We start from the raw sequence: 12,813 nt of genomic DNA on the forward strand, positions 1-12,813 counted from the left end.
GAACGAGCGAAATGCCACCACTTCGCTGCTGCGCATCCCAGGCTCGTCTGTCTCCACATCGGCCAACGTGCGCTGTACGTCGGGCCAATCTGGGGCATACGGCAGCGCGACTCCTGTCGATAAAGCCGGGGACTGCAAATCGGCGAATCGGCGCTGCTATGCGGTCCGCACACATTCCCTGATTTGCCGCGTAGCGTCTCATCATACTTCGCAAATAGAGCTGTCGTTGTCGTGCAAATCGAGAATGCGCACCAGGTCCAACTGGCAGGCGGCGATCTTGCACAGCGTCTCAAGCTTGATGCCGATTGCTTGCAATGGGCAAGATAGAGGAGCCGCTTCCTGAGCAATGGAGCGGAACGATACCGTGCGATCGCATGCGGTCGGCTAAAAAGAACCTCAAACATAATCTAGGTCTCCTTGTTGTTGGCGCTTGGATCATGACATCGGATGTGCCTCAGAAAGTTATGTTGCGGGGATTGCTTGGAATCGCCTGAAACTCAGGGAGAACCGGAGCCTCCGCAGCATAATTCCGTGCGCAACATCTTACCGTTAGGACTAACCCGCTCCGCGATTGCGGAGCGGCAAGGAGGGTGTGTGCCGCCGGCGTAGTGTTGATCGCGTCGTCGTCTGTCGCGCTGGTCATGTGTCCACAACAAGCTCCGACTGCGTCAGCATGGAGTGGCTGCTTGCAGCCCATTCCATCGGACAAAGGAGCTTGTCATGACTCACCTTCGCCAGCGCATGAGCGAGGACATGCAGGTGCGCAACTTCGCGCTCAACACCCAGCTGTCGTATCTGCAACAGGTCTCGCTGTTTGCCCGCCACTTCGGCAAGTCGCCGGACTTGCTCGGGCGAGAGGACATTCGGACCTATCAGGTCTATCTGGCCAACGAGAAGAAGCTGTCGCCCGGCTCGATTCACACCGCCATTGCGGCGCTGCACTTTCTCTACACTGTGACGCTCGAGCGGTACTGGCCGCCTGAAGAGGTCCTCCCGCTTCCCAAGAAGCCGCAGAGGCTGCCGATCGTCCTCAGTCTCGAAGAAGTTCAGCGGTTCCTCGGTTGCGTCCTCGACGTCAAACACCACGCCCTCCTGACCACTTGCTATGCCGCCGGCTTGAACCGACCATTCTCTGGCTGTCGATGCCCGTGGGCTTGCTGAACCGCTTCCGAGATACGGGAGCAGCGCCGGCAGGCGTATTTCGGACGCCGGGTGACCAGCACGCGGAACTGTGCCGGAATGACGTCGAGCCGCTCGGCGACGTCCTCGCCGATCTTCGCCATTTCACCGGAGCCGCACGGGCACAGCGTGCTCTCCGGCTCGACGACCCGCTCCACGCGCGGCAGATGGGCGGGCAAGTGGCTGTGGTTGCTGTTGCGTTGGCGCGTCTGGCCGCCCGACCGGCCCTTGATGATCGCCTCGGCCTTTTCCTGAGCGGCGTCGAGCACGCCCTGGGGCCCGCGTCTTCAAGCGGCAGGTTGTACTGTTGCGGGCTCAGTTTTTCCGATTCGAGCCGAGACGGTGCCGCAAATTGATAGGTCCCGGTTACAATAAATTTACACAATCGTTGCGATTGCAAGATCGCCAACGATGGTACGTTCTCCAGCAACTTTAATGGCGGCGCCACCGCAAGTCTGAGTTCAGGGACGGCTGAAACAGTAATGCAGATTTACGCTCGGACCGCCGCGCGGCAGAAAAGTCGGGGTATCAGCATGGCAAGACAAGCGCTCATCCTGGTTGAAGGTGCAAGCAATATGCTGCGATACCTGCAAGCGGCTCAGCGTCTTAGCCTTCATCCAATTATCCTGTCGGCTGATCCAGCTCAGTACGACTATCTTGCGGCGGAAAGCTACGAGGCAATCCGTGTCGATACAGACAATCTCGATGCGCTGATCCGCGAATGTTCCCGGCTGGGTGCGACCTATGACATTGCCGGCATTACGGGCGCCTTGGAGGACTTCTATGCGACAGTCGGCAAGCTCTGCCGGCATTTCGATCTACCTGGGCCGAACCCCGCATCCATCGAACGATGCTGCGATAAATTCGCTCAACGTCAACTCCTCGCGCAGGCCGGCGTTCCAATTCCTGCTTATCGCGTGGCAGCGAATGCGAGGGACATAGAAAGCTGTGCTGCGGAGATCGGCTTGCCAGTGGTTCTTAAGCCAACCGTAGGCAGCGGCAGCAGCGGTGTCCGATTGTGTCGCAACGTCGATGAGTTAGCCGAACATACGACCTATCTGTTGGGCGGAAAGCACGTGCCTCCGTCTTCGTTAAAGCAACGCAAATGGCAGTCTTCGCCGAGGATACTGGTCGAAGAATGCGCACAAGGCCCCCAGTATTGCGCTGCAATAATGGGAAATGAGGTCATTGGTATTTCGGCCTGTGATTTCGCTTCCCCGCCGCACTTTGTCTCTCGTGAGTGGACCTATCCGGCCCTGCTGACTGACGACGAGTATGGGCGTATCGCCGATGTTTCGCTGAGCTGTTTGCAAGCTCTCGGCCTTGGCTGGGGGCCAACGAACATTGACCTCTCGTGGACGAAACGTGGCCCAGTCGTCATCGAAGTCAATCCGCGTCTTGGTGGCGCGCCCGCACCTCAGCTCGTCGAACTGGCTTACGGTGTCGATCTCGTCACCGAGCACATCAAGCTCGTGATCGGCAGCGAATGGGATGTGCGCAAAAGGCATTCGGATGTTGCGACCGCGCGGTTCCTGATTCCTGATCGCGATGGCATCTTCGATTGGGTCGATGGCGACAGTCAGGCAGCTGCCATACCAGGTATCGCCGAGGTCAAACTCTATCTTAAACCCAAGGCGCTGATCGTCAGGAAAGGCGACTACCGAGACTCCATCGGATATGTCGTCGCCGCTTCAGCCAGCCACGCTCGGACAGAGGCGATACTTCAGCGTGCCATCGGCTTAATCGGTTGGTCGATCACACCATTCCCGAAATTTTCGTCCTCTTAGAGACTGTTTTGAAAATCGGCTTGCTATGGGTTCTGTCTGAGGCTGGGTTATGATTCAAGCTGTGGATGTGGACAGAGCAGAGCCGTGGCCGGATGGCCCAGATTGCCAAAGAGACCAAGCGCTACCCGTCTGATTTGACGGACGAGGAGTGGGAGCAGTTCGCACCGCTGATGCCCAAACCTGGGCGTCGTGGCCGTCCGCGCGAGGTGGAATTCCAGGAGGTGGTCAACGCCGTGCGCTACCTGGTCCGCTCTCGTTGCGGTTGGCGGATGCTGCCGATCCATTTCGGGCCTGGCAGACGGTCTACAGCTGTTGGCGCGGCGTTTTTTGTTCCAGACCATCCACGACGTGGCGCTGATGCCAAAGCGTCGAGGTGTTTCCGCCCGATCCGCAAGTCGTCGGGCTGTACATCACCGCTTGCGCATCCGGCACGACCACCGGCGACAAGACGCCAAACTCCGTGTCGACGGTCGAACGCCGGCTCTCGTCGCTGACCTGTAACTACGCTCAGCGCGGCCAGCCGCTGGACCGCAAGGATCGGCACATCGCCACCCTGATGGCCGGCATCCGCAACAAGCACGCCGCCCCGCCGCGGCAGAAGGAAGCGATCCTTCCCGAGGATCTGATCGCCATGCTGGAAACACTTGAACGCGCAAGCTTGCACGGCCTGCGCGACCGCGCCATGCTGCTGCTCGGCTTCGCCGGCGGCTTGCGCCGCTCCGAGATCGTGGGGCTGGATGTCAGTCGCGACCAGACCGAGGACGGCCGCGGCTGGGTCGAGATCCTCGACAAGGGCATGCTCGTTTCCCTCCGCGGCAAGACCGGCTGGCGGGAGGTCGAAGTCGGGCGCAGCTCGTCCGATGCCACCTGCCCGGTCGTGGCCCTGGAGACCTGGCTCAAGCTCGCGCGCATCGCGCACGGACCGTTGTTCCGGCGCGTCACCGGCCAGGGCAAGGCGTTGGCGCCGATCGGCTCAACGACCAGGAGGTCGCCCGCCTGGTCAAGCGGACCGCGCTGGCGGCCGGCGTACGCGGCGACCTGCCGGAAGGCGAACGAGCAAAGCTCTTTGCTGGCCATTCGCTGCGCGCTGGCCTCGCCTCCTCGGCCGAAGTCGATGAGCGCTATGTGCAGAAGCAACTCGGCCATACCAGCGCCGAGATGACCCGCAGGTATCAGCGGCGGCGTGACCGCTTCCGGGTCAACCTCACCAAGGCGTCCGTGCTCTGAAAAGCCCCCTCCCCTCCCCCGGTTGATCGCTGGTGAGGCGGTCAGGTTCTTTGAGGTGATGACAACGCCTCGTCGAGCACAGCGAGCGCTACGTCCAGACTGTCGGCGGCCGACGCTTCGTACTCAGGCATGATCATCAGCTGCGCGATCGCGCGGCCGACGAATTCCGGGTTGAGCGTTTCCATCCGCTGTCTGGTGCGAGCGACCTGTTCTGGGAGCGCACGCAGAGCGTTGACGACCTCGTCCAGTTGCGACCGGGCTGCGGCGGCGATGTCGAAGATGTCGCGCGGTTTGGCTTCCGATCCCCGGTAATATACCTTCTTAGCGATAATTTCCGGAAGGCCAGAGCCCGAAAATGACCGAGCAAAAACCCGTCCGCCTGCCTCCGCTTCCGTCGAAACCGTGCTAGCGGGTTTAGAGCCGCAGTCAGCCGACGTCGAATTCTCCCCTGCCCGGAACAAAGCCTTTCCGGGCCTCGTCTTCACCGTCGCGACCATCGACGATCCATACTGGTGCAACCCTCACGACGTTGTCGCTGCCGACTGGCGACCATCGCGCCTGGGTCGAGCATGAACTGGCCGAGGTCGGCGATGACCTCAACGCCTTCTGGTATCGGCATCGCCAGAGCGAGGAAAAATTCGCCGAATCGCGCGGCGCCAGCGCCTTCGCCTTTGCCCCGACCGGGCCCGGCGTTGCGGACTTCGTGCAGGTCTCGCTCGGCCGCGAGATCGAGTTTCTGGCCCGCCCGGTGGTCGACCGACTATCGCCCCCGGAACGTCGACGATCTGTTCGAATCGCCTGGATTTTGCGCGGGCCGGCGGTCGAGGCACAACAGCTCGCAGGGCCCAGTCTACCGGCTGCGCGGCCGTTCCGGCGGCGGCATCGTCCACAGTTTTCTGGCCCGCCGGACCTCAGTCGAACGCGAACTGCGCGAGGCGCAGCGGCCCGAGCAGGAAAACCGTGTCATCCGTGAGGTCGGGCCAGATGGCACGCGCGACATCGCGTTTTTCGACGCCAATCCCGACTGGTTCGATTTCGTGCCGCTTTCTTGTTGCCTGGGAGCGATCGAGTGCCGCCGCCGACTGCATCTTTGCGCACCGGGCCTTCGACATCCACGACCTCGAGGATCGCGGCCGGCGCGAGATCAGATTTATTCCGCGGCCCCTCAAAATGCCGGCTGAGCGGCTGCTCGCCGACGAAGGCGTCTCCGCGCACCGCCTGATGGAGCGGATCGAGGCGATCGACACCGAAATCGCCCTGCCCTTCGCCTGGTTCTTTCTGATCACCAAGGCCACTGGGTCGATCCGAATGTCGGTCACGCGATCGCCGAAGGCCTGCGCACGGGCCGGGTGCGGCAACCCGATCAGGACGCCGCCATTCTGCTCGCCTGGGCGGATTAAACCGTGTCTATTTGGAGCGAGCACCATGGACTGCGGCTCCCGAACCTGCATCAGACGCAAAACTGTGGCGCGCCGAGGCGCTTAACATGCGGGATTCGGTGCTGCCCCTCCGATCGTCGCGCGTTTTTGGTCTGCATCTTGTCCGACGACGATGTCAAGACACTGCGCCATTCCCCCGTTTGAGGCGGCTGCGCGACGGCAGCTTAGCGTTTCGATTGGAATCGGGAAGTAAAAGCGACACCGGCTTCGCTAGAGTGGACCTTTCGTCGAAGTGGTCTCACCGAGACGCGATTTGGCATCTGTCGGGAACGATCTTCGAGGGGTCTGGGCGACGAGCGCTGTCACATTTTCGTCTGGTGAGCGAACTCGGCACCGTTGTTCCGTCCTCACACTTGGCGATTATCGTAGGCGACGGGCTGATGAGCGCTGCGCCCTCTTCTCCGGCCAGCTATCGGTTGGAAACGCTTGGCTTAACTTCTGCAAGAGAGACGAAAGATGACATGCCGCTTTGCAATGTCGGGTCAGCGCGCGGTCGAGTTTGATCTGCGGATATTCGTCAGAAGGTCAATGTCGCGATCACTTGCCAGGCACCGGGGCGGGTCGCCTAAGGAAGCCGATAAGAATTTGCGCGGGACACTTGGGCAAGCAGGATTTGTGCTTGGGATAAGCAGGCTTTGTCCGCAGACAAAATCGCCGAATTGTGTAGCAAACACAGTTGCATGAATCACATGATACGATCCTATCCTGAGACCATTAAGCTTTTGTTAACTTTAAATTTCTTGCCCGGGCGAACGAATCGGACATAATGACGGTTGCTTGGCGCTTTTACGTCAAAAATCGTTTTTAGAGAGTCTCGATCGAATGAACGTGAGTTCGCCCGTTCCTACGAAAATCCCACTGCTGTTCGAGAAAAGTATCCTCGATCAGGGCGACCAGATATCGAAGAAGTTGCACCTGCTTTCGATGCAGCGCTTCCCTCCCCACGCAAAGAAAAATCTTCGTTCGTTCTCGCTGGCGGAGGTTGCCACGCATCTGGGGGTTTCCCAGAGCCATCTGAAGAAACTGCATCTGGAAGGAAAGGGACCGGTGCCTGAAACCTCGACGTCGGGCAGACGCTCGTACACTGCTGAACAGATGCTTGAGCTGCGCCAGTATCTCGACCAGTACGGTCGATCCGACGCCCGCATGTATGTTCCCCATCGGCGACCGAGCGAGAAGCTTCAGATTTTGGCTGTGGTTAATTTCAAGGGGGGCAGCGGGAAGACCACTACCGCTGCCCACCTCGCCCAATACCTTGCGCTTACCGGGCACCGTGTCCTAGCTGTCGATCTCGATCCGCAGGCGTCGCTTTCTTCGTTGCATGGGTTCCAACCTGAACTAGACCAGACGAAGTCGCTTTACGACGCGATTCGTTATGACGACGAGAGGGTGCCTCTCTCGGAAATCATCAAGCCAACGAATTTCCCGGGCTTGGACATCGTCCCAGCGAACCTAGAGCTGCAGGAATTCGAATACGACACCCCTCTGGCAATGACGGACAAGTCTTCGAATGTGGGCAGGGCGTTTTTCACGCGCATCTCGAAGGCATTGATGGAGGTCGACGATCGCTACGATGTCATAGTTATCGATTGTCCGCCGCAGCTTGGCTATCTGACGATCACCGCATTAACCGCGGCGACCTCAGTGTTGATCACGATCCATCCGCAAATGCTCGATGTTATGAGCATGGGCCAGTTTCTGCTGATGCTCGGGAACATCCTGGAGCCGATCAGGGCAGCCGGTGCGGAGGTGAATCTGGAGTGGTATCGCTATCTTGTTACTCGATTCGAACCCACGGATCAGCCGCAAGCGCAGATGGTGGCGTTCCTGCATACGCTGTTCGGCGAATTCATTCTCAAGAACCAGATGCTGAAATCAACGGCGATTTCCGATGCGGGGATTACCAAGCAGACCCTCTACGAAGTCGAAAAGAATGCGATGACCCGTTCCACATACGAGCGAGCGATGGAAGCCTTGGACGTCGTAAACGGCGAAATCGTAGCTTTGATTCATGAAGCATGGGGACGTTGACTTTGTCTGCTGACAAAAGCGGACATTTGCCAAATGTATTCAATGGACTACGCGCTATCTGGAGGTAAAATATGGCACGTAAGAATCTTCTTGCAGGCCTGGTAGAAGCGGAGACCGACGACCGGGCGTCATCAGCCTCTGCTGCTGCATATCCGATCCGCGGCGCGTCAAAATCCATGATCCGCTCAGTCAACGAGTTGGCAAAGCAAGCGGATGCGTATCTTGAGGGCGAGCATGTCGTCGAACTCGACCCAAGCGCAGTCGATGGCTCGTTCGTTTCCGACCGCATGGGCGACGACGAGGAACAATATCAAGAGCTGCTGGAAGCGATTAGGGAGAGAGGACAGGATTCTCCCATACTTGTCCGTCCGCATCCGAGCTCAGACGGCCGCTATATGATCGTCTTCGGCCATCGCAGAGTCCGAGTCGCCCGCGAACTGGGACGGAAGGTGAGGGCGGTCGTCAAGGAGATCGACGACAAGACCCATGTAATTGCCCAGGGTCAGGAGAATTCCGCTCGGGCAAATCTCAGTTTCATCGAGAAGGCGATGTTCGCAAAGCGCCTTGAGGATTTGGGATACGACAGAGATGTGATCTCGTCAGCATTGGCCTCGAACGCCGCTGCGGTCTCGAAGATGGTATCGGTTGTCACCAGAATTCCGGCATCTGTGATCGGTAAGATTGGATCAGCTACGTCTGTAGGCCGCGAGCGGTGGGTTGAGCTGTCTCTGCTCGCCGGCAAAAAATCCGAAGTGGTTAGTGCAATCTTGTCCGAACCAGAATTCGGTGAGCTGGAGAGCAACGAACGCTTCGAAAGATTGCTAGCAGCCTTGAATGCGAAGGGTAAGCCCGTTCGCAAGGTAGCCGTGAAGTCCCAAGCACAGTCCTGGGTCCCCGAGGACAAATCAGTTAGCGTCAGCGTCAAGAAGGCAGGCAAGGCCATCACGATCGCCGTGAAGGAGATGGACGGCAGCCGCTTTGGGACGTGGATTTCCGATAATCTGGGCAATCTTTATGAGGCGTTCAGAAAGTCGGAGAAGACATCAATAGGAGACTGAAACCGCAAAAGAAAAAGGCCCCCGAACGTCACCGTCGCGGAAGCCCTTCTCGTCTGTCGCAAGCTGAGAATCGCATTTCCCCGAATCACTGTCAAGAGTCGTGACGCCGTTTTGGCGAGCAGATTTCTTTTGCCTAATTGAAGGTGAAGGAAGAAATGGAGACGGGTATTGCAACGACGCCCTTCGGGCGGCGGCCGATGTCGCTTGCCATGCTGGCAGCGCAGAACGATTCACGTGAGATCCCCAAGGGCAGGGTCGTCGACAAGTGGCAGATCTACCGCAACCTCTGCGAGGGCAAGCGCATCGCCGGCGTCGGCGATCGTGCCCTGGCCGTGCTGAATGCGTTGCTATCTTTCTATCCTGACAGCGACTTAAGCGAGGACAACGACCTCATCGTCTTTCCCTCGAACGCACAGCTGTCGCTCAGGGCGCACGGAATGCCCGAGCCCACGGTCAGGCGGCACCTGGCGGCTCTTGTGGACTGCGGACTGATCACCCGCCGGGATAGCCCGAACGGCAAGCGTTACGCCCGCAAGGGCAGGGGAGGGGAGATCGAGGAAGCCTTCGGCTTCTCCCTGGCGCCGCTGCTGGCCCGTGCTTACGAGTTCGAGGCGGCGGCCGAGCGTGTTCGCTCCGACAACAGGGCGCTCAAGCTTATGCGCGAGCGGATCACCTTGCACCGCCGTGACATCCACAAGCTGATCGAGGCGGCCGTCAACGAAGATGTCCCGGGCGACTGGGGAGGCCTGTGGAAGCGTTTCCGCGAGGTTGTGGAGGCTATTCCGCGCCGAGCCTGCATTGCCGAGCTAGAGCCTATCGTTGCAGATATGGCCGCCTTGCGTGATGATGTGGGTAAGCTGCTGGAAACTCATATGAAATCCACGAATCCGAGCGGCAATGACTCTCAAAACGAGCGGCAGCAATCTGATTCAAATACCGACTCTATTTTTGAATTTGAACCTGCTTTAGAGAAAAGCGGGGCGACGGCCGAGCCCAGCACGAGGACCGCAGTGCCCCCGAAAACCTATCCGCTGGGGCTTGTGCTGAAGGCCTGCCCCGAAATTGCGGACTACGCCGTCGATAGGATCGAAAATTGGCGCGATTTCATGATTACCGCCGCCCAGGTGCGGGGCTACCTTGGCGTCTCGCCGTCGGCGTATGAGGAGGCCTGCCATGCGATGGGCCAGGAAACCGCCGCGATTGTGATTGCCTGCATCCTGCAACGCGCTCAGCACATCAATTCCGCCGGCGGATACCTGCGCGTGCTGACTGACAAGGCCAGAGCAGGGGCGTTTTCGGTCGGACCGATGCTGATGGCGGCGCTGAAGGCGAACGGCGCCACGGCGAGGATGGCGGGGTGAGCACGGGGACGGTCTCAAGGGTGTCGGTATGAAGCTGAAGGACCTGCATCGCGGCGCGAACGGCACTGGCGGAACTCCGCTTGTCCGGACAGTTTCCAAAGGCGGTCCTGGTCCATTCGATCCTACGGCTCGAGGCGCTTATCACCAATCTGCCGAGTCGCGATCCGAGGTTCGATTTCCCGCGGTCAGTTGCCTTGGTATCTTGCACTTTGTGCCGGGCACTGCCTTTGGTCTCGACATCTCCGTGCAGCGTAAGGGCGGGAGATTATTGCACGGCGCGTTCCGCGCGAAACGGCATGCGCGCGCGAGCGACCCGCACCATCATCCGGATTTATATGATCACCCGCGCCGCCCGGCCGAGCGTCCGCTCGGCATCGTTGTAGTAGTTCGATGCTTGCTGCACCGAGCGATGCTGCGACTGCTGCATCGCCTCGGGCAGCGGAATGCCGCGGCGGGCGGTTTCGGTGAGATAGCCGGAGCGCAGGCCGTGGGCGGAGAAGGCTTGCGGGTCGAGCCCGGCCTTGGCGATGCGGCGCTTGAGGATCAGATTGACCGCCTGCGGCGTCAGCGCGCGTTTTTCGAGATTGCCCCAGCGGTCGATGCCGCGGAACACGGCGCCCTCGGTGATCCCGGCGCGTTCGAGCCAGCCTTTCAGGGCCAGAACAGGCCGGCCGACGAGCAGCACGAAGGCGTCACTGTCGGCCTGTGTCGTCTTGGTCCGGCCGAGCCGGATCGACAGGCACGGGAGTTTTTCGCCGTCGGGAGCTTTCGGATCGGCGGGCACCGGCTCTTCTTCGACGATCTGCTCGAACCTGAGCGAAGCAATTTCGCTGCGGCGCCGGCCGCCGGAAGCGAAGGCGGTGATGAGAACGGCGCGGTCGCGCACGTCGACGAGGCGGTCGCCGGCGCAGGCCTTGAGCAGCACGGTCAAAATATCGGCGGTCACCGCCTTTTTGCTCTTGCGGCCGCGGGGACGGGCGCTGGCGCGCACCGCGAGTTTTATGGCGCTGCGCAGGCCGGGCGCCGAAAAATTTCCCACGAGACCGCGCCAGCCGGTCAGGGTCGACCAGCTGGACAGACGCCGGCGCACGGTGTTCGGCGCGTGCGGTCCATCGACGCGCAACAGTTTGGCCGACTTCAACGCCGCGGTCACGTCTTCCGGCATGCCGTGCGAAACGTCGGTTTCACGCTTTGCGGGATCCCACAGGTGATGGGCGACGAATTTAATCAGCAGTACCTCCGGCGCCGGCCAGGGGAGCGAAAAACCGGTCGCGGCGAGCGACCAGGCCTCGAGATAGCCGAGATCCGAGGCCAGCGCGCGCAGCGAATTCTCGCCGATGCCTTCTTTGGCGAGATGGCGCAGTGTGGCGACATCGTCGTCGGTCAAAAGTTCGGCCAGAAAATCGCGCCGGTCGAATGGCAGCACCGAATCCAGCGCGTCGAGCGCCTCCGCACGGCGCAGCTTTTGGTCGGGTACGGGCTTTGGCATGCGTGCATCCATGTCGGCGCTCAGAACAGATATTTTTTGTCTGCCCAGGCGAGCAGCACGGCGGCATCGCGGTCTGGCAGGCGCACGCGCCCGGCACGCAAGCCGTCGGCGATGGTGTGGCCGACGTCCGGATCGACCCAGTGCCCGTGCGTCATCAGAAAGAACCAGGCGAAGGGCAGGCCCACCTCCGCGTCGATCGCCTCGGTCCGCTCCATGAGCCGGTGGACCGACACGCCTTCATCGACCAGCAGCCGCTCTGCCGGCATTTTTAGCGGCCGCGGGATAAAACCGATCTCGCGCCGGCGACGATCTTCAAGATCGCGGATGTCGAAGGCCCAATGGTCAAAAATGCGGTGCGCGCAGGCACTCGACCGCTCCCAGTCGGCAAAGAAGCGGTTCTCGCGCGGCACAAAATCGAACCAGTCCGGATTGGCGTCTAAAAACGTTGTGTCGCGCGTGCCGTGGGGGCCGACCTCACGGATGATGCGGTTTTCGAGCTCGGGACGGCTTGCCTCGCGCTGTTCCTTGTCGATGCGCGCCCGGCGCGCCAGGAAACTCCTCATGTGAACGATGCCGCCGCCGGCGCGGCCGCGCAGCCGGTAGACCGGCCCTGCGAGCGGCTGCGCCTCGGCAGCGGAATCGCGAGAAACCCAGGTCGGCTCGAAGAGCTGGTCGGCGTTGTAGGGGCGATAGTCGGGATCAACTACGGGGCCGGCCAGGACCTCGATCTCGCGGCCGAGCGAGAGTTGCACGAAGTCGGCGACGCCAGATCCGGTCGGGGCGAAGGCGAAGGCGCTGGTGCCGCGCCATTCGGAGAATTTTGTCCCGTCCGCGCGATGCCAGTTCCAGAAGGCGGTGAGATCGCCGTTGAGTTCGGCCAGCCCCCTCTCGATCCAGGCGCGATGATCGCCGCAGCGCGTGCCGTCGGCAGCGACAACAGCGTGAGGGTTGCACCAATACGGATCGTCGATGGTCACGACGGTGAAGGCAAAGCCCGGAAAGGCCTTGTTGAGGGCAGGGGCGAGCTCGGTGTCGGCCGACTGCGCCTCCCAAGATGCGAGCACGGTTTCGACCGAAGCGGGGTCGGGCAGGCGGACGGGTTTTTCTTCGCTCATGCCAGACGGCCTTTTTCGCGGCGGAATAGCCGCGCCTTGCGTCATTCTTGCTCGCGAGCGACGTCGCCGGCGGGCAGCTGGAGGACGATTCTGGCTGATTTGCGCCGCAAAAACAATCACTATCGAC

The 12,813-nt window shown here is 60.7% G+C and carries 8 protein-coding genes and 4 pseudogenes; 7 read left to right on the forward strand and 5 right to left on the reverse strand.

From position 1 onward, the window contains the following. Nucleotides 1-720: 720 nt before the first annotated feature. Nucleotides 721-1,119: pseudogene (locus EH240_RS28000) on the forward strand (site-specific integrase); the annotation flags it as partial. A 53-nt stretch (nt 1,120-1,172) separates the two neighbouring features. On the opposite strand, the pseudogene EH240_RS39265 reads toward EH240_RS28000, so the two are convergent. Beyond that, nucleotides 1,173-1,430 (reverse strand): annotated as a pseudogene (locus EH240_RS39265) (IS66 family transposase zinc-finger binding domain-containing protein); the annotation flags it as partial. Between the two features lie 282 nt (nt 1,431-1,712). On the opposite strand from EH240_RS39265, the gene EH240_RS28010 reads away from it, so the two are divergent. The 3 genes and pseudogenes from EH240_RS28010 to EH240_RS28020 all read left to right on the forward strand — a co-directional run. After that, complete coding sequence (locus EH240_RS28010) at nt 1,713-2,966, forward strand: ATP-grasp domain-containing protein (protein ID WP_125004673.1); 1,254 nt, start codon at nt 1,713-1,715, stop codon at nt 2,964-2,966. A 65-nt stretch (nt 2,967-3,031) separates the two neighbouring features. Continuing rightward, nucleotides 3,032-3,336 (forward strand): annotated as a pseudogene (locus EH240_RS28015) (transposase); the annotation flags it as partial. Continuing rightward, nucleotides 3,328-4,193 (forward strand): annotated as a pseudogene (locus tag EH240_RS28020) (site-specific integrase); the annotation flags it as partial. The pseudogenes EH240_RS28015 and EH240_RS28020, both read left to right, overlap by 9 nt. A 41-nt stretch (nt 4,194-4,234) precedes the next feature. On the opposite strand, the gene EH240_RS38185 reads toward EH240_RS28020, so the two are convergent. Both EH240_RS38185 and EH240_RS38190 read right to left on the reverse strand, forming a co-directional pair. Continuing rightward, a complete protein-coding gene (locus EH240_RS38185) occupies nt 4,235-4,690 on the reverse strand; it encodes a nucleotidyl transferase AbiEii/AbiGii toxin family protein (protein ID WP_167484190.1) in 456 nt (151 codons plus the stop codon). Between the two features lie 414 nt (nt 4,691-5,104). Further along, a complete protein-coding gene (locus EH240_RS38190; RefSeq protein WP_167484191.1) occupies nt 5,105-5,620 on the reverse strand; it encodes a hypothetical protein in 516 nt (171 codons plus the stop codon). Between the two features lie 834 nt (nt 5,621-6,454). Here EH240_RS38190 and repA point away from each other — a divergent pair. From repA to repC, 3 genes are all read left to right on the forward strand, one after another. Continuing rightward, a complete protein-coding gene (repA, locus tag EH240_RS28030; protein ID WP_125004675.1) occupies nt 6,455-7,663 on the forward strand; it encodes a plasmid partitioning protein RepA in 1,209 nt (402 codons plus the stop codon). 71 nt (nt 7,664-7,734) lie between these two features. Then, nucleotides 7,735-8,721 (forward strand): plasmid partitioning protein RepB, encoded by a 987-nt coding sequence (repB, locus tag EH240_RS28035; protein ID WP_125004663.1) that lies wholly within the window; start codon nt 7,735-7,737, stop codon nt 8,719-8,721. A gap of 155 nt (nt 8,722-8,876) precedes the next feature. Beyond that, nucleotides 8,877-10,082 carry a plasmid replication protein RepC gene (gene repC, locus EH240_RS28040; RefSeq protein WP_125004677.1) on the forward strand — a complete coding sequence of 402 codons (1,206 nt, stop codon included), beginning with the start codon at nt 8,877-8,879 and terminating at the stop codon, nt 10,080-10,082. A 331-nt stretch (nt 10,083-10,413) separates the two neighbouring features. Here the strand turns inward: repC and EH240_RS28045 are convergent, their stop codons facing one another. Continuing rightward, complete coding sequence (locus EH240_RS28045; RefSeq protein WP_125004665.1) at nt 10,414-11,571, reverse strand: site-specific integrase; 1,158 nt, start codon at nt 11,569-11,571, stop codon at nt 10,414-10,416. Nucleotides 11,572-11,591: 20 nt separating this feature from the next. Next, nucleotides 11,592-12,686 carry a hypothetical protein gene (locus tag EH240_RS28050; RefSeq protein ID WP_125004667.1) on the reverse strand — a complete coding sequence of 365 codons (1,095 nt, stop codon included), beginning with the start codon at nt 12,684-12,686 and terminating at the stop codon, nt 11,592-11,594. Nucleotides 12,687-12,813: the final 127 nt, after the last annotated feature.

Source organism: Mesorhizobium tamadayense, from assembly GCF_003863365.1.
Taxonomy (GTDB): Bacteria; Pseudomonadota; Alphaproteobacteria; order Rhizobiales; family Rhizobiaceae; genus Mesorhizobium; species Mesorhizobium tamadayense.

Coding starts and splice junctions, on each gene's coding strand:
- repB (WP_125004663.1), top strand. CDS start 7,735: ATGGCACGTAAGAATCTTCTTGCAGGCCTGGTAGAAGCGGAGACCGAC.
- EH240_RS38185 (WP_167484190.1), bottom strand. CDS start 4,690: ATGGTCGCGACGGTGAAGACGAGGCCCGGAAAGGCTTTGTTCCGGGCA.
- EH240_RS38190 (WP_167484191.1), bottom strand. CDS start 5,620: ATGGTGCTCGCTCCAAATAGACACGGTTTAATCCGCCCAGGCGAGCAG.
- repA (WP_125004675.1), top strand. CDS start 6,455: ATGAACGTGAGTTCGCCCGTTCCTACGAAAATCCCACTGCTGTTCGAG.
- EH240_RS28010 (WP_125004673.1), top strand. CDS start 1,713: ATGGCAAGACAAGCGCTCATCCTGGTTGAAGGTGCAAGCAATATGCTG.
- repC (WP_125004677.1), top strand. CDS start 8,877: ATGGAGACGGGTATTGCAACGACGCCCTTCGGGCGGCGGCCGATGTCG.
- EH240_RS28045 (WP_125004665.1), bottom strand. CDS start 11,571: ATGCCAAAGCCCGTACCCGACCAAAAGCTGCGCCGTGCGGAGGCGCTC.
- EH240_RS28050 (WP_125004667.1), bottom strand. CDS start 12,686: ATGAGCGAAGAAAAACCCGTCCGCCTGCCCGACCCCGCTTCGGTCGAA.